Annotated in this window: 12 protein-coding genes and 1 tRNA gene; 2 read left to right on the top strand and 11 right to left on the bottom strand. The window is 66.6% G+C overall.

Translation table 11 applies throughout. The annotated features are described in order from the left end of the window. Positions 1-108: 108 nt before the first annotated feature. From pheS to thrS, 6 genes are all read right to left on the bottom strand, one after another. Positions 109-1,119, bottom strand: coding sequence for a phenylalanine--tRNA ligase subunit alpha (pheS, locus tag J5226_RS12060; protein WP_215840108.1), 1,011 nt, complete (start codon positions 1,117-1,119; stop codon positions 109-111). 16 nt (positions 1,120-1,135) lie between these two features. Then, entirely contained in the window at positions 1,136-1,525 is a 390-nt protein-coding gene (locus J5226_RS12055; RefSeq protein WP_215840107.1) for a hypothetical protein, read from the bottom strand. Between the two features lie 195 nt (positions 1,526-1,720). Continuing rightward, positions 1,721-2,080, bottom strand: coding sequence for a 50S ribosomal protein L20 (gene rplT / locus J5226_RS12050; protein ID WP_057948387.1), 360 nt, complete (start codon positions 2,078-2,080; stop codon positions 1,721-1,723). Between the two features lie 12 nt (positions 2,081-2,092). Next, complete coding sequence (rpmI, locus tag J5226_RS12045; protein WP_027083463.1) at positions 2,093-2,290, bottom strand: 50S ribosomal protein L35; 198 nt, start codon at positions 2,288-2,290, stop codon at positions 2,093-2,095. Between the two features lie 291 nt (positions 2,291-2,581). Then, positions 2,582-3,106: a translation initiation factor IF-3 gene (infC, locus tag J5226_RS12040; RefSeq protein ID WP_304414081.1), complete on the bottom strand. Its 525-nt coding sequence runs from the start codon at positions 3,104-3,106 to the stop codon at positions 2,582-2,584. Between the two features lie 102 nt (positions 3,107-3,208). Continuing rightward, a complete protein-coding gene (gene thrS / locus J5226_RS12035) occupies positions 3,209-5,107 on the bottom strand; it encodes a threonine--tRNA ligase (RefSeq protein WP_215840105.1) in 1,899 nt (632 codons plus the stop codon). 702 nt (positions 5,108-5,809) lie between these two features. Here thrS and J5226_RS12030 point away from each other — a divergent pair. Beyond that, positions 5,810-7,675, top strand: coding sequence for an ABC transporter ATP-binding protein/permease (locus J5226_RS12030; protein ID WP_255323066.1), 1,866 nt, complete (start codon positions 5,810-5,812; stop codon positions 7,673-7,675). An 11-nt stretch (positions 7,676-7,686) separates the two neighbouring features. Then, a complete protein-coding gene (locus tag J5226_RS12025; RefSeq protein WP_215840103.1) occupies positions 7,687-8,808 on the top strand; it encodes an MvdC/MvdD family ATP grasp protein in 1,122 nt (373 codons plus the stop codon). A 196-nt stretch (positions 8,809-9,004) separates the two neighbouring features. Here the strand turns inward: J5226_RS12025 and J5226_RS12020 are convergent, their stop codons facing one another. The 5 genes from J5226_RS12020 to J5226_RS12000 form a co-directional block, all read right to left on the bottom strand. Beyond that, positions 9,005-9,166 (bottom strand): hypothetical protein, encoded by a 162-nt coding sequence (locus J5226_RS12020; protein ID WP_215840102.1) that lies wholly within the window; start codon positions 9,164-9,166, stop codon positions 9,005-9,007. A gap of 421 nt (positions 9,167-9,587) precedes the next feature. Further along, positions 9,588-9,662: transfer RNA gene (locus tag J5226_RS12015), tRNA-Val, on the bottom strand. Positions 9,663-9,798: 136 nt separating this feature from the next. After that, positions 9,799-11,829, bottom strand: coding sequence for an excinuclease ABC subunit UvrB (gene uvrB, locus J5226_RS12010; protein ID WP_215840101.1), 2,031 nt, complete (start codon positions 11,827-11,829; stop codon positions 9,799-9,801). Between the two features lie 125 nt (positions 11,830-11,954). Next, positions 11,955-12,407: a type IV pilin protein gene (locus J5226_RS12005; protein ID WP_215840100.1), complete on the bottom strand. Its 453-nt coding sequence runs from the start codon at positions 12,405-12,407 to the stop codon at positions 11,955-11,957. 12 nt (positions 12,408-12,419) lie between these two features. Further along, positions 12,420-16,298 (bottom strand): PilC/PilY family type IV pilus protein, encoded by a 3,879-nt coding sequence (locus J5226_RS12000; protein ID WP_215840099.1) that lies wholly within the window; start codon positions 16,296-16,298, stop codon positions 12,420-12,422.

Raw genomic sequence — 16,298 nt, 5'->3', positions numbered from 1 at the left:
AGCGGGGTTAGGGAACTGTGGGGACGAAAGAGCCGGAGGGCGTCGGGATCGAAACTACTGCGCAACCGCAGTTCCCCAACCCCCAACCCCGCTCTTCGTCCCGGCCCCTCAGGCGAACTGCCTCAAGAACCGCACATCGTTCTCGAAGAAGCTACGCAAATCGTCCACGCCGTAACGCAGCATCGTCAGCCGCTCCACGCCCATGCCGAACGCATAGCCGGTGTAGCGCTCCGGATCGATGCCGACGTTGCGCAGCACGTTCGGGTGGACCATGCCGCAGCCCAGCACTTCCAGCCAGCGGGTGCTGCCGTCGGCCTGCTGCCAGGCGATGTCGACTTCGGCCGAAGGCTCGGTGAAGGGGAAATAGCTCGGACGAAAGCGCATCTCGAAATCGCGCTCGAAGAACGCGCGCACGAATTCGGCCAGGGTGCCCTTGAGGTCGGCGAAGCTGGAGTGCTCGTCGATCAGCAGGCCTTCGCACTGGTGGAACATCGGCGTGTGGGTCTGGTCGCTGTCGCTGCGGTACACCTTGCCCAGCGCGATCATGCGCAGCGGCGGCTTGTGCTGCAGCATGTAGCGCACCTGCATGCCCGAGGTGTGGGTGCGCAGCAGGCGCGCGACGCCGGCGCTGTCGTGCGGGAAGTAGAACGTGTCGTGCATCGCCCGCGCCGGATGGTGCGGCGGGAAGTTGAGCGCTTCGAAGTTGTGCCAGTCGTCTTCGATTTCCGGGCCGTCGGCCAACTCGAAACCGAGCCGGCCGAAGATGTCGGCCATGCGCTCCATGGTGCGGCTGACCGGATGCAGGCCGCCGCGCGCGGCGTCGCGGCCCGGCAAGGTCACATCGATGGTTTCCGCGGCCAGACGCAGGTCGAGCGCGGCATCGTCGAGCGCGCTCTTGCGCTGCGCCAGCGCTTCGGTCAGCGCGTCGCGCGCCTTGTTGATCGCCTCGCCCGCGGCTTTGCGCTCGTCCGCCGGCAACCCGCCGAGTTGCTTGAGCTGGGCGGTGACGCTGCCGGACTTGCCGAGCAGGGACACGCGCAGCGCTTCGATGGCGTCGGGAGAATCCGCCGCCGCGATGTCGGCCAGCGCGTGCTGGGTCAGTTGCTCGATCTGCGCCATGTGCTCGGGTTTCCTTTCACTTGCCTTGCGTTGAATTGCCTCGCGATCGACCGCCGCGGAGTTCCTCCGCCCAGGTCCTCGCCTGTTCGCTGCCCGCTTCGACCATCCGCTTCGTCGCTTCGTCGCAACCGGCCGCCGATTCCGGCGCCCCGGTCGCGATCGTCGCGTTGAGCGCCACGCCGAGCAGTTGCTGAGCCGGCACCCGCTTTTCCAGCTTCTTGATGATCGCCGCGACGTCGTCGTCGAACCGCTGGGTGCGCGATTCGTCCAGCACCTTGCATTGCTCGTTGCGGCCCTTGGCCAGCATCACTTCGCCGAAGCGCTGGAGCGCGTCGGCGTCGCGCTGCGCGCGCGCGTCCGACGCCTGCGCCGCGACCGCCGCCGATCCCGCCATGCCGCCCAGCAACGCCAGCGTCCAGACACCGCGCCGGCCGCGCTTGGAGATTCCTTTCATCGTGTCCTCCTGGAGAGTTCGACGGCCCGATTTCCGGGGCCCAGAAACGACAATGGGGAAGGACTCGCGCCCTTCCCCATGCCGTTGTGGTTCCTCTTCTTCAAAAGTCCGCACATGGATGTGCGGGCTCTTGCGGAGGGACCCGCATCAAGCCGCGAGCGCGCTCTTCGCCTTTTCCGCCAGAGCCGCAAAACCCTTCGCGTCGTGCACGGCGATGTCCGCCAGCACCTTACGGTCGAGGGTGATGCCGGCCTTCAGCAGGCCGTTGATGAAACGGCTGTAGCTCATGCCGTTGATGCGGGCCGCCGCGTTGATGCGGGTGATCCACAGCGAACGGAAATTGCGCTTCTTCTGCTTACGACCGATGTAGGCGTACTGCAGAGCCTTCGTCACCGCCTGCTTGGCGACGCGGAAGACCTTGCGGCGGGCGTTGTAGTAGCCCTTGGCCTGCTTCAGGATTTTCTTGTGACGGCGACGCGCCGTAACACCACGCTTAACTCGTGCCATTTTTCAGTCTCCTCACAAATACGGAAGCATGCGGTCCAGACGGCCCGCGTCCTCGGCACGAACATGGTTCGTCTGCCGCAGGTTGCGCTTCCGCTTGGTCGCCTTCTTGGTGAGGATGTGGCTCTTATTGGCGTGGCCGCACTTGTACTTGCCGGAAGCGGTCTTCCGGAAGCGCTTGGCCGCCGCCCGATTGGTCTTGATCTTGGGCATTGCGATGTCCTTTCGGATGGTTTTATGTCACTGGCCTGGGCGGTGGCGGGGCACGGCTTGCGTGCTGCCACTCTTTCCGTCCTGCCCTTGCCGGCTTGTAAGTCGCTGATTTACAAAGAATCTACGACAGGTCCGTGCATCTGCATACAACAAACCCGGTGAACCGGGCCGCATAGTATGCGGGCTGGGCGCCGGGCTTGCAAATATTTTCAGGCAAATCAGGGGATTGGGAACTCAGTCCCACCCCGGACCGCACCTGCGCGCTTCCCCGCGGACGGGGAAGCGGCCGGTTCAGGTCTTCTTCTTCGGCGCGATCATCATGACCATCTGCCGCCCTTCCAGGCGCGGACGCGACTCGACCACGATGTCCTCGCCCAGGTCGGCCTCGATCCGCGCCGCCATTTCGCGACCGAGCTCCTGATGGCTCATTTCGCGGCCGCGGAAGCGGATGTTGACCTTGACCTTGTCGCCCTCTTCCAGGAAACGGCGCATGTTGCGCAGCTTGATCTGGTAGTCGCCCTCGTCGGTGACCGGACGGAACTTGAGTTCCTTGATCTCGACCTGCTTCTGCTTCTTCTTGGCCTCGTTGGCCTTCTTCTGCATCTCGAAGCGGAACTTGCCGAAATCCATGATCTTGCAGACCGGCGGATCGGCGTTGGGCTGGATTTCGACCAGATCCAGGTCTTCCTCTTCGGCCATGCGCAGGGCTTCGTCGCGCGTGAGCACGCCGATCATCTCGCCGTCGCTGCCGATCACGCGCACGCGCGGGACGCGGATTTCCTGGTTCTTTCGATTCGGCTTCTCAGGGGTACTGATTGTTGCAATCTCCAATGAAAACGCGATGTTACGCGTCTAGGGCCGTCCCGGCTTGGCCGGGACGGAGGTCGTAGCGCTGCGCGCGGGTGGCGGCCGGCCGGGTCAGGCTCGCTCGCTCATAAGACGCGAAGCGAACTCGGCGACGGTCATCGTCCCCAGGTCCTCCCCACCCCGCGTGCGCACCGCGATCGTGCCGGTCTCCTTCTCGCGGTCGCCGGCCACGAGCAGGTACGGCACGCGCTGCAGCGTGTGCTCGCGAATCTTACGGCCGATTTTTTCGTTTCGCAAATCGGCCTCGACCCGGAACCCTTGATTTGCAAGGAGTTTCCGGACGTCTTCCACATAATCGCCCTGGGCGTCGGTGATGTTGAGCACCGCCGCCTGGACCGGCGCCAGCCAAGCCGGGAATTGGCCGGCGTGGTGCTCGATCAAAATGCCGATGAAACGCTCCATCGAACCGACGATGGCCCGGTGCAGCATGACCGGCGTGCGGCGCTGGCTGTTTTCGTCCACGTACTCCGCGCCCAAGCGGCCCGGCATCATGAAGTCGACCTGCATCGTGCCGAGCTGCCACGTGCGGCCGATCGCGTCTTTCAAGTGGTACTCGATCTTCGGGCCGTAGAACGCGCCTTCGCCCGGCAATTCCTGCCACTCCACGCCGCACGCCGACAGCGCGCTGCGCAGCGCGGCTTCGGCCTTGTCCCAGGTCGCGTCGTCGCCGAGGCGCGAGTCGGGGCGCAGCGCGATCTTGATCTGGATGTCGTCGAAACCGAAGTCGCCGTACACCGCCAGCGCTTGCTGATGGAACGCGGTCACTTCGGCTTCGATCTGATCTTCCAGGCAGAAGATGTGGCCGTCGTCCTGAGTGAAGCCGCGCACGCGCAGGATGCCGTGCAGCGCGCCGGACGGTTCGTTGCGATGGCAGGAACCGAACTCGCCGTAACGGATCGGCAGATCGCGGTAGCTGTGCAAGCCCTGGTTGAACACCTGCACGTGGCCCGGGCAGTTCATCGGCTTGACCGCGTAGGTGCGCTTCTCCGACTCGGTGAAGAACATGTTCTCCTTGTAGTTGTCCCAGTGGCCGGACTTCTGCCACAGCGACACGTCGAGGATCTGCGGGCAACGCACTTCGCCGTAGCCGCTGTCGCGATAGACCTTGCGCATGTACTGCTCGACCACTTGCCAGATCGACCAGCCCTTGGGGTGCCAGAACACCAGGCCCGGCGCTTCTTCCTGCAGGTGGAACAGATCCTGCTGCTTGCCGATCTTGCGGTGGTCGCGCTTCTCGGCCTCTTCCATGCGCTGGATGTAGGCGGCGAGCTGCTTCTTGTCGGCCCAGGCGGTGCCGTAGATGCGCTGCAGCTGTTCGTTCTTGGAATCGCCGCGCCAGTACGCGCCGGAGATGCGGGTCAGCTTGAACGCCTTGAGGAAGCGCGTGTTGGGCACGTGCGGGCCGCGGCACATGTCCACGTATTCCTCGTGGTAGTACAGGCCCATCGCCTTCTCGTCGGGCATGTCCTCGACCAGACGCAGCTTGTAGTCCTCGCCGCGCGACTGGAACACGGCGACCACTTCCTCGCGCGGCGTGACCTTCTTGATCACGTCGTAGTCCTTGTCGATCAGCTCGATCATGCGCGCTTCGATCGCGGCCATGTCGTCCGGGGTGAACGGGCGCTCGTACCAGATGTCGTAGTAGAAGCCTTCCTCGATGACCGGGCCGATCACCATCTTGGCGGTCGGGTACAACTGCTTGACCGCGTGGCCGACCAGATGGGCGCAGGAGTGGCGGATGATTTCGACGCCTTCGGGATCCTTGGGCGTGATGATGCGCAGCGTGGCGTCGTGGTCGATGCGGTCGCTGGCGTCGACCAGCTTGCCGTCGACTTCGCCGGCGACGGTGGCCTTGGCCAGGCCGGCGCCGATCGAGGCGGCGACGTCCATGACGGAAACGGGGTGGTCGAATTCGCGGCGGCTGCCGTCGGGGAGGGTAATGGCGATCATGGCTTCGTGGTTCGCAGAGCGTGAGGTCGGTGGCTGCGCGGTCGGCCGCGGTTGCGGCGCGGCGGGCGGCGGCGCGGTCGCGGCTTGCGCCGCTCCTACAGGGGGAAATCGGGAGTCCGCGGAACGCGTCGGACAAGAAAAAAGCGCCGCGGGGGCGCCTGCGTGAGCGGGGCCTGGGCGGGGGTCAGCGATGGGCGCGGGTAGTGTCCATGTCGCACGCTCGGCCGGCGGGTTGGCGCGGGCCACCTAAAGACTCTGGGGGATGCGGCCGGATGCCGCGTCGCAGTCGCTAATAGTTGGGGACGCGGCGGGGCCAAGTCAACCGTTCGTCGCCCGCCGGACCGCGACGGGGCGCACACGGGAATTGCGCTCGCCTGCGGTACTGTGGCTGCTTCAAGGACGCCATCTGCGTGGGGACGTGATGGGAATCAGGGAAGCCGGCCGCGCGCCGCGCGGCTGCCGGGCGCTGTGGTCGGCGCGGATGGACGGCGGCGACCGCAAGGGCCGTCGGGCCGAAGGTCGCGCGGATCTCGGCGCCTCGGGCTGCGGCGAGCCTCGCCACGCGCCGGGCCGCTCGCGTCGCGCGGGCGGCGCCACCGAGATCGCTCCCGCGGCCAGTCTGCTCGCCGCGGCTCGCAAGGCCGGCGATGCATGCACGGTCCGCCGCCCCGCCCTCGCCCCGCCCCCGTACCGCGCAGGTCGATGAACGAGTCCGCCCCCTCCCCCGCCGCCCCGACCGCCAGCGGTTCCGCCCTCGCCGTCCTGCGCCGCCTGCTGCCGACGGTGTGGCATTACCGCGGCCGCCTGCTGCTCGGTCTGGCGCTGGTGCTGGGCACCAAGCTGGCCATGGTCGCGATCCCGCTGGTGCTCAAGCAGCTGATCGACGCGCTGGAAATGAAGCCGACCGCGCTGACCGTGCCGGCCGCGCTGCTGATGGCCTACGGCGCGCTGCGGCTGGCGTCCTCGCTGCTGCAGGAGCTGCGCACCATCGTGTTCGCGCGGGTGCTGGCGCGCAGCTCGCGCGAGGTCGGGTTGCGAGTGTTCCAGCATCTGCACGCGCTGAGCCTGCGCTTCCACCTCGACCGCCGCACCGGCGCGGTCGGCCGCGACCTGGAACGCGGCATGGGCTCGATCTCCGAACTGCTCGACACCGTGCTGTACATGGTGGTGCCGACCCTGGTCGAGCTGGGCCTGATCGCCGCGGTCCTGATCGTCGGCTACGACCTCTCGTTCGCCGCGATCACCCTGGTCACGCTCGCCGTGTACCTGGCTTTCACCTACCGCATGACCGAGTGGCGGCTGCGCTGGTACCGGCAAATGAACGAGGCCAACACCGAGACCAGCGCCGGCGCGGTCGATTCGCTGCTGAACTACGAGACGGTCAAGTACTTCAACAACGAGGCGTTCGAAACCCAGCGCTTCGACCACCGCCTGCGCGAACTGGAAGACACCGCGGTGCGCAGCCTCAAGGCCGCTTCGCTGATGGGCATCGGCCAGTCCGCGATCATCGCCGTGGGCCTGACCGCGCTGCTGTGGCGAGCCACCGCGGGCGTGGTCGACGGGCGCATGAGCCTGGGCGATCTGGTCCTGGTCAACGCCTACCTGCTGCAGATGGCCGCGCCGCTGAGCTACCTGGGCGTGGTCTACCGCGAAGGCAAGCAGATGCTGGCCAACCTGGAGCGCATGTTCGCGCTGCTCGACGAACCGGTGGACGTGCGCGACCAACCCGATGCGCCGGCGCTGCGCGTGGGCGCGGGCGAGGTGCGGTTCGAGAACGTGCGCTTTCGTTACGGCGAGCGCGAGATTCTGTCCGGCATCGACCTGACCATCCCCAGCGGCCGCACCGTGGCCGTGGTCGGCAGCACCGGCGCGGGCAAATCGACCTTGGCGCGGCTGCTGTACCGCCACTACGACCCCGACGGCGGGCGCGTGCTGATCGACGGCCAGGACCTGCGCGAGGTGACCGCCGATTCGCTGCGCCGGCGCATCGGCGTGGTGCCGCAGGACACCGTGCTGTTCAACGAATCGCTGTACTACAACATCGCCTACGGCCGCCCCGACGCCAGCCGCGAGGACGTGATCGAAGCCGCGCGCGCCGCGCGCATCCACGACTTCATCCAGGCGCTGCCGCAGGGCTACGACACCGGCGTGGGCGAACGCGGGCTCAAGCTGTCCGGCGGCGAAAAACAGCGCATCGCCATCGCCCGCACCCTGCTCAAGCGGCCGGCGATCCTGATCTTCGACGAGGCCACCTCGGCCCTGGACGCGCACACCGAGAACGAGATCCAGCGCGAACTCGAACAGGCCGCGCAGGGCCGCACCGCGCTGGTGATCGCCCACCGCCTCTCGACCGTGGTCGACGCCGATCTGATCGTGGTGCTGGAAGCCGGCCGCATCGCCGAGCGCGGCAGCCACGCCGAACTGCTCGCCGCCGGCGGCCGCTACGCCGCGCTGTGGGCGATGCAGCAGCGCCGCGCGCAGGTCTCGCCCGGGCGCGCCGCGCGCGAAGCCGACGGCGCCGACGCCGGCGCGCCCGAATCCACCTCCGCCACCGCCCTTACCGACTGAAGGACACGCGCATGACGATTTTGATTGTCTCCGACCCTTGGGACATCCACGCCCGTTCGGCGGCCTGGGCGCTGGAGAACGAAGGCGAGCGCGTGCATGTCTGGTACACCCACGACTATCCGCAAAAGCACGGCGTCAGCCTGCGCACCGGCGGCGGCGCGGCATCGGTGTCGCTGCACTGCTTCCGCCACGATCACGACGTCGACACCGCCGACATCGACACGGTGTGGCTGCGCCGCTGGTATCAGCCCGCGCCGTCGGAACAGCTGCATCCGGCCGACGTGCGCTTCTCTCAGCTGGAATCCACCGAGTTCGTGCGCGCGGCCATCAACTTGCTCGACGCGCAGCGCGAGCGCTTCTGGATCAATCCGGTGCAGGCCAAGGCGCTGGCCGACCGCAAGGCGGTGCAGCTGCACCACGCCGCCGCCGTGGGCCTGGACACGCCGCCGACGCTGATCTCCAACGACCCCGCGGCGATCCGCGCGTTCTATCGCGAACACGGCGGCCGCGCGATCTACAAGCCGATCACCGCCGCGGCGTGGATCGGCGAGGACAAGGTCTGGGGCACCTTCACCACGCCGCTGACCGACGAGCTGCTGCGCGAAGATGCGGCGCTGTCGAACGCGCCCGGCATCTACCAGCCGCTGCTGGACAAGGCCTACGAACTGCGGGTGACGGTGATGGGCCGCACCGTGATCGCCGCGCGCCTGCACTCGCAGCGCGACGGCGAGTACCTCACCGACTGGCGCGCCAACGACTTCGACGAGCGCATGGGCTGCGAGCGCTACACGCTGCCGGAGGAGGTCGAAACGCGCTGCTTGCAGACGATGGCGCGGATGGGCTTGGTGTTCGGCTGCATCGACATCGTGGTCACCCGCGACGGCCGCTACGTGTTTCTCGAAGTCAACGAGATGGGCCAGTTCATGTGGCTGGAGGCGATCAACCCGGGTCTGCAGTTGATGGACTGCGTGGTCGAATTCATCCGCAGCCGCGATCCGGCCTTCGTCTACGACTGGCGCGAACCGGTGTACCGCTATCGCGATTACTGGGAGTCGCGCGGCGAGCGCGGCGAGGCCGAGCCGCCCGCGGGGCGGCATGTGCCGTTGCCGCAGGTGTTTCAGATGCACGAATGAGCGGCGTCGTCGCATCGGCGCGGATGGCGCCGATGCGACGCGAGCCGGCTTGAGGAAAGCCGACGCGGGGAACGCCGGCTCGTCTGTTGCGATGTCGGAACCCGGGCTCGCCGGCCATCGCGCGCCCCACAAAAGAACGGGCCGGGAGGCGATGCCTCCCGGCCCGTTTTCCCCTGCGTAGTCCGGGAGTCCCGGATTACGGAATCGCGTCGCCGTTGTCGGCGGAGTCGATCTCATTGAACGGGCTGGTGCGGCGATAGGTCGTCGCAGCCACGAACGCCGCGTCCTGCGCGGCGCCTTCCATCTGTTCGGACTCGATCGCGACCATGCGGCCGATCAGGCGGGTTTGCTCGGTCATTGCCTACTACTCCCTTAGCCAGGCGGCGGATCGCCGCGTTGGCAAGATAGAAAGCGCCGTTCGCGGCGGACAAGACCGGGGGACCTGTCGGTTATGCCAGCGCGCCCCCGGTCTCGCCAAAAAAACCAAGCATGGCGGGGAGTTAGCGAAAGCCTGGAGCGCGCTCCGGCACGCCAAATTCGGCAAAGCCAACCAGTTCGCTGAACAAATTACGTGAACAAAAGGTGACGGCGTTCCGCACCTGCGCGAACGGTCGCTCACTTGCCCCAAGCCACCTCGGCACAGGTTTTCAGGGCAGTTCGACACACCCACGGAATGAGCCCGAAGCGCCCGCCCGCGGACTCCCCGCTCGACCGCGGCCCCGGCCTTCGCGCATAGCAAAACGGCGGAGCCCGAGGGCTCCGCCGTTCGCTTTCTAAATTGGTGGGCGATACAGGGTTCGAACCTGTGACCCCTACCATGTCAAGGTAGTGCTCTACCGCTGAGCTAATCGCCCGTCGCCGAATCTTTCGTGAAGCTCCCCGGCGAAGGGAGCGCAGTCTAGCCCAGAGTCCGATCCGGGACAAGCTTTTTCGCGCCCCGAATCCGCCTACCCGCGCGCGCCGCCGACCGGCCGCTCGAACGCCGCCGCATCAAGCGCCGAAACCGGCGTCCTTGAGTTTCCGCAGCTGATCGCGCACGGCCGCGGCCTGCTCGAACTCCAAGTCGCGCGCGTGCTGGTACATCTGCTGTTCGAGCTGCTTGATCCGCGCGGCGAACTGGGTCGGCGACAACGCCGCGTACTCGGCCTGCTCTTCCGCCACCCGCCGCGCCTTGCCGCGCGCCTTGAGCGCTTCGGGATCGACCCGCGCGCCTTCCAGGATGTCGACCACGGCCTTGGCCACCGACTGCGGCACGATGCCGTGCGCCTCGTTGTGCTCGACTTGTTTCTGCCGGCGCCGGTCGGTTTCCTCGATCGCCTTCTGCATCGAGTTGGTGATGCGGTCGGCGTAGAGGATCGCCTTGCCGCGCAAGTTGCGCGCGGCGCGGCCGATGGTCTGGATCAGCGAGCCGGTCGAACGCAGGAAGCCTTCCTTGTCGGCGTCGAGGATCGCCACCAACGACACCTCGGGCATGTCCAAGCCTTCGCGCAGCAAGTTGATGCCGACCAGCACGTCGAACTTGCCCAGACGCAGGTCGCGGATGATTTCCACGCGCTCGACCGTGTCCACGTCCGAATGCAGATAGCGCACCTTGACCCCGTGCTCGCCGAGGTATTCGGTGAGGTTCTCGGCCATGCGCTTGGTCAGCGTGGTGATCAGCACGCGGTCGCCGATGGCCACGCGCTCGCGGATTTCGCCGAGCACGTCGTCGACCTGGGTCGCGACCGGGCGGATCTCCACCTGCGGGTCGACCAGGCCGGTCGGGCGCACCACCAACTCGGCGATCTGGCCCTCGGACTTGCGCAACTCGTACGGGCCCGGCGTGGCCGAGACGAAGATCGCGCGCGGCGAGCGCCCTTCCCACTCCTCGAAGCGCAGCGGCCGGTTGTCCAGCGCCGAGGGCATGCGGAAGCCGAATTCCACCAGGGTTTCCTTGCGCGAACGGTCGCCTTTGTACATCGCGCCGATCTGCGGAACGGTCACGTGCGATTCGTCGACCACCAGCAGCGCGTCGGGCGGCAGGTAGTCGAACAAGCACGGCGGCGGCTCGCCGGGCATGTGCCCGCTGAGGTGGCGCGAGTAGTTTTCGATGCCGTTGCAGTAGCCGACCTCGGCCAGCATCTCCAGGTCGAACTGGGTGCGCTGGGCCAGACGCTGCGCCTCGACCAGCTTGTTGTTGGCGTACAGGTACTCCAGGCGCTCGCGCAGCTCGGCCTTGATCGTCTCGATCGCGTCGAGCACGGTGCGGCGCGTGGTGACGTAATGCGAGCCGGGGTAGATCGTGTAGCGCGGCACCTTCTCCAGGCTCTCGCCGGTCAGCGGATCGAACAGGGTGAGGTTTTCGATCTCGCCGTCGAACAGCTCGATGCGCAGCGCCTGCGAATCGCTTTCGGCCGGATGCACGTCGATCACCTCGCCGCGCACGCGGTAGGTCGCGCGGCGCAGTTCGGTGTCGTTGCGGGTGTACTGCATCTCGGTCAGGCGGCGGATCAGCTCGCGCTGGTCGATGCGCTCGCCGCGCACCATGTGCAGGACCATGCGGAAGTATTCGTTCGGATCGCCCAGGCCGTAGATCGCCGAGACGGTGCAGACGATCAAGGCGTCGCGACGCTCGAGCAGGGCCTTGGTGGCCGACAGCCGCATCTGCTCGATGTGCTCGTTCACCGAGCTGTCCTTCTCGATGAAGGTGTCGCTGGAGGGAACGTAGGCCTCGGGCTGGTAGTAGTCGTAGTAGCTGACGAAGTATTCGACCGCGTTGTGCGGGAAGAACGCCTTGAACTCGCCGTACAACTGCGCCGCCAAGGTCTTGTTCGGCGCCATCACCAGGGTCGGCTTCTGCACCCGCTGGACCACGTTGGCGATGGTGTAGGTCTTGCCCGAGCCGGTGACGCCGAGCAGGGTCTGGTGGGCCAGGCCGTTGTCGAAACCGGCGGTCAGGCGCTCGATCGCCTGCGGCTGATCGCCCGCCGGCGCATACGGCGCCACCAGGCGGAATTCGGAGGACTGGGGGGTGTCGTCCATCGTGCGGCCCGCGCTTGTGCGAATCGGGCAGTTTAGCGAATGCCGTCTCAGCGGGTGAGACCGGCCTCAAACGACGCGCCCCGGCCAGGGCCGGGGCGCGGGAGAACACGACGGCGGACGCCCCGTCAGTTCATGTTCCAGCAATCTTCCTTGCCGCTGTCGCTGGGCGTCTTGCGGCCCACGTTGTCGATGGTCAGCGTGCCGCACTTGTCCTTGTCCTGGCCCGCGCCGGACACCGGCACGGCCTGCAAGACGAAGGTGCTGGCGGTCGTGGCGGCCTTGAACGAGATCGTGTAACGCGAGGTGCCCTTGCTCGGCGACTGCAGGTTCGGTCCCCAGATCTTGCTCAGGTCCGCGCCGACGTAGGTGTTGCCTTCGGTGTAGTAACGCTCCATGCCCTGGGCGATCTGGACCAGATCGGCCTTGGCCTGACCGCGCCGGCTCTTGCGCACGCTGTCCTGGTAGGTGGGCACCGCGATGCCCACCAGGATGCCGATGATCGCGATCGCGATCATCAGCTCGATCAGGGTGAAGCCGCGTTGGACGCGCGACAGCGATGGGGCGAACGACTGCTTCATGTCGATTCCTCGTTATCGGATCTGGCGCCAGGACTGGCGTCCGCACGGACGCGGCAAGTAGATCGGCGGCGCGCCCGCGGTCTGCACCATCACCGAGCACTTGCTGGCGATCGCATCCTGGATCTGCTGCTGGGTCGCGTTGACCGGCAAGATGTCCGAACGGCTCGAGGCGACCACGGCGATGTCCTTGTTCGGCGCCGTCGAGCTGCCCGCGCTGCCGGGCGCCGGCTTGATCGCGCCGGTGTTCTGGTTCAAGCGCGTGCCGGTCGGCGAGGCCAGGCGGCCGCTGGACAGATCGGCGCCGCCGCTGAGCGCGTTGAGGCCGTAGAGCCAGTTGTTGCCGGTGGTGGCGCAGCCGTCGGTGGCGACCGGGTCGTAGGTCGGGAAGAACAGCGTGCCGTTCTGGATGCGCGGATTGCCGACGAAGCGCTCGCCGGTGGCGACCGGGTTGCCGTCCTTCGCGCTGTCCACGCCCAGGTTGAGGTACCAGCCGCGTTTGGTCGCGTTGAGGCGGTCCTTGGTGATGTAGCGCTCGGTCGTGCTCGGATCCTGGTAGGCGTACTGCGCCTGCAGTTCGCTGCGGCCGGCGACCGGGGCGCTGCCGTCGTCGAGGATGCCGTAGATGCTCTGCATCGCCTTGTCGGACGGGTCGTCGATGAACGAGAAGCTGCCGGTGCCGAAGAAGATCATGACGTTGTCGCCGGCCATGGTCGCCTCGAAGCCGCCGAGGATCGGCTGGCGCAGCGTGTAATCGTCCTTGTAGCGGGCGACGAACAGCGGCTTGCCGCCGAAGGCGACGGTGTTGTCGCGCAGGTCGAACTTCCACACCGCGCCGTTGAGGTCGCCGGCATAGACCGTGTCGGCGAAGCCGTCGCGGGCGACCGTGCCGCTGGTGCCCTGGTAGCGGTCGATCACGACCAGATTGCCGAGGCCGTTCTTGGCCCGGGTCGGCAAATTGGCGCCGGTCTCCTGCGCGGTGATGCGGGTGACCTTGCCGTCGGCGATGTCGACCAGGAACAGCACGGCCTTGCCGTTCACGCTGTCGTAGCCGTTGCCGAAGATCGCCTTCCACTTGATCACGTTGCCGGCGTCCTTGACCGGCACGATCGCGATCTTGCCGAGCACGCTGCCGATGTCCTTGGCGCCGTTGGCGTCGCCGATCTTGTCGTTGATTTCCCACAGCACGTTGAGCGTATCGCGGTCGGTCACGTCCAGCCCGAACACGCCGCGGCCGCCGGCGCCGACGCTGGCCACCGCCACGGTCTTCCACGCCGAACCGTCGTGCGCGTCGGACACCGTCACCAGGCCGTCGACGAAGTAACGGTGCTGGAACACCTGATCGTTGCGGTCCTGGGCGCGGTACGGGAACAGCAGGTTGCCCATGTGGCCGACCGAGGTCGCCGGAATGTAGGCGTACTTCTCGCTGCCGTCGGCACCGTCGAAGGCATGGAACATGCCGTCGTTGGCGCCCACGAACACCATCGGCTCGCGCGCGGCGCCGGTGCGGGCGCGCTTGGTGCTGAGGAAGTTGGTGTAATTCAACACGTCGGCGGTGGTGCCGTCGTTGCTGCGCAGGCCGGTGTAGCCGTAGTCGTCGCCGAAGGACGAAATGATCGGCGTCGAGTTGACGATGTCGCCGAGCAGCGTGGTGCGCTTGCGCAACTTGCCGCCGTCGTTGTTGCGCGCGCCGCGCAGATAGCTCACCGCTTCGGCGCCGGTGACGCCGCCGGCGATGCGGCTGAACTTGCCGGCGCAGTTCTGCAGCGCGTCGCTGCACAGCGCGGCTTGCACGCTCGCGTCGTCGCTGCCCAGGTTGGTGGCCTGGAAATCCTGCACTTGCGGACGCACGTTGCCCGAAATGCTCTTGCCGAAGCGGATGGTGCGGCCGGCACCCTCAAGCTTGCCCGCGGCTTCCCACTTCTGGGTCTGAGTGATGACGCCGGTGATCACGTCGCCGGTCAACTTGTACGCGGTCAGCGAACTGAACCAGTCGGTGCCGCTGTTGGCCGAGGTGTACTTGGGCTCGACGCTCAGCGAGTTGCCGCCGATGCGCGCGCCGGTCAGGCCAATCGTGCCCGACGGCGTTTCGCCGCCGCCGACCGAGGCCAGGATCGAGCGCATCGCCGAGGTGATGTCGGCCGGTGTGCTCGCATTGATGAACTTGCCGCGCGAGTTCATGGTCGCGTGCCAGATTTCGTCGACGGTGCTCGGCGCATCGTCCTGGCGCGAGCGCCACGGCGGCTGCCAGCCGTTGTACGGATCGGGCGTGTTGGTGGTCGGATCGTAGGTCTGACCGTAGATGTCGCCCTTGGCGCCGAGGGTGACGCCGTAGAAATTCATGTGCGGATCGGCGCGGCAATCCAGCTTGGGATCGTCCGGCGTGGTCTTGCACGCATCGGGAACGGGGACCTTGCCGGCCGGCAGATCGCCGCGCAGATTCATCTTGTAGTACTTGGCCGCGGTGTCGGCCAAGGTGTCGGAGAAGGTGTCGGCCAACGGCGCCGGCATGTCCGCGTCCTGCGAGCCCGTGGCCGGGCCGCCGGTATTGCTGTAGCCGTCGGTGAACAACATGCCGGCGTTGATCTGGCAGGCATACTTGACCGGAACTTTATTGCGCGCTGCTTCGGAGTTGTCGGCGGGGGGCAGCGTGAACTGATAGCCGATGTGATCGACCGCGAAACGGTTGGGCGTGCCGCCCGTGGCGTCGATCTTCAGCAATTGATTGGTATACAGCGAGGCCTTGTCCGCGGCGACGGACATATCGCGCATGGTCACGTCGGCGTAGCTGCCGTTGACGCGACTGTTGATGGTGAACATGCCGACCCGCATCTTCTCGGTATCGGCCAGCGAAATGGTCATCGCCGCCTTGATCGAACGGTTGCGGTTGCCGTAGAAGCTGAACCAATTGGCGAAATTCTGCAGGGCGGTGTTGAACTTGGCCTTGGAGGCGAAGTTGCCTTCGCGGATCTCGTATTTGTACAGCGTGCAGCCGCTGCCGCAGGCGTTGCTGATCGCTTTCGCGGTGGCGGTGTAGCCGACCTTCATGTCTTCCGGGGTATCGGCCGGCTGCACGATGGTGGCGGTCTTCAAATAGAACGTCGCCGGGTAGTACTTGATCGCGATGTTGCAATCGGCGGTGAGGGTGGCGTTGGCGGTCAGCGCGCGCCAGTTGTTGTTGCTGGCGATGCCGCCGCAGCTGTTGCCGTTGCCGTTGCGGTAATAGATCACCGTGTCCTTCGGCAGCGTCGCGCCGTTGGGCACCACGAAGAACTCTTCGGCGGTGCCGTTGGCGGCCCAGCCCCAGGCCAGGGCGGTGGCGTCGGTTCCGGCCACGCCCAACTGGATCGTGTTCGTCTTATCCGGATCGACCAAGGTGGCGGTGGTGCTCGCCTGCGGATAATCGACGATGGCGTTGTTGCCGTCCGGCTTCTTCCACGGCACGTACTTGACCGTCGGATTGAAGTAGGCGGGGTTGTAGTCGGGCGAGCGGGCGAAGCCGAAGTTGTCGATCGGCGCGATCGCCCTGCGCTGGGTATCGATGCGATAACCCGGCGAAGGAATGGTGTGGTGGAAGCCGCCCAGATCGGCGCCGTCCTTCTGGGTCAGCAAGCGCGCGTTCGCGCCGGTGCCGGTGAAGTAGCCGTTGGTCGCCGCACCGGACTTCGCCCAGTACGCCTGGCCGTCCTGACCCGGGAACAACGTCTGGAACGTCATCGAACCCGAATCGTCGACCGCCATGACGAAGGCAGGCGGCACCGTCACCGCCGAGTTCAACGGCACCTGCGACAGCGAACCGCCGGCCTGGATGGCGCGGGCGTTGTAATACCAGTACCCGGCGCCGGCTGCCGCCAGCAACACCGGAATCGCGATGTAAACGCGGGGGGACGTCAT

Origin of the sequence: Lysobacter sp. K5869 (assembly GCF_018847975.1) — a bacterium.
In the GTDB taxonomy this organism is placed as follows: domain Bacteria; phylum Pseudomonadota; class Gammaproteobacteria; order Xanthomonadales; family Xanthomonadaceae; genus Lysobacter.
Note: the sequence above shows the minus strand (reverse complement) of the source record. Positions and strands in the feature narration are given on the sequence as shown.

What these genes read in the sequence shown, in the direction of transcription:
- uvrB (WP_215840101.1), bottom strand. Translation starts at nt 11,829, where the DNA reads ATGGACGACACCCCCCAGTCCTCCGAATTCCGCCTGGTGGCGCCGTAT.
- rpmI (WP_027083463.1), bottom strand. Translation starts at nt 2,290, where the DNA reads ATGCCCAAGATCAAGACCAATCGGGCGGCGGCCAAGCGCTTCCGGAAG.
- J5226_RS12030 (WP_255323066.1), top strand. Translation starts at nt 5,810, where the DNA reads ATGAACGAGTCCGCCCCCTCCCCCGCCGCCCCGACCGCCAGCGGTTCC.
- pheS (WP_215840108.1), bottom strand. Translation starts at nt 1,119, where the DNA reads ATGGCGCAGATCGAGCAACTGACCCAGCACGCGCTGGCCGACATCGCG.
- thrS (WP_215840105.1), bottom strand. Translation starts at nt 5,107, where the DNA reads ATGATCGCCATTACCCTCCCCGACGGCAGCCGCCGCGAATTCGACCAC.
- rplT (WP_057948387.1), bottom strand. Translation starts at nt 2,080, where the DNA reads ATGGCACGAGTTAAGCGTGGTGTTACGGCGCGTCGCCGTCACAAGAAA.
- J5226_RS12005 (WP_215840100.1), bottom strand. Translation starts at nt 12,407, where the DNA reads ATGAAGCAGTCGTTCGCCCCATCGCTGTCGCGCGTCCAACGCGGCTTC.
- J5226_RS12020 (WP_215840102.1), bottom strand. Translation starts at nt 9,166, where the DNA reads ATGACCGAGCAAACCCGCCTGATCGGCCGCATGGTCGCGATCGAGTCC.
- J5226_RS12025 (WP_215840103.1), top strand. Translation starts at nt 7,687, where the DNA reads ATGACGATTTTGATTGTCTCCGACCCTTGGGACATCCACGCCCGTTCG.
- J5226_RS12000 (WP_215840099.1), bottom strand. Translation starts at nt 16,298, where the DNA reads ATGACGTCCCCCCGCGTTTACATCGCGATTCCGGTGTTGCTGGCGGCA.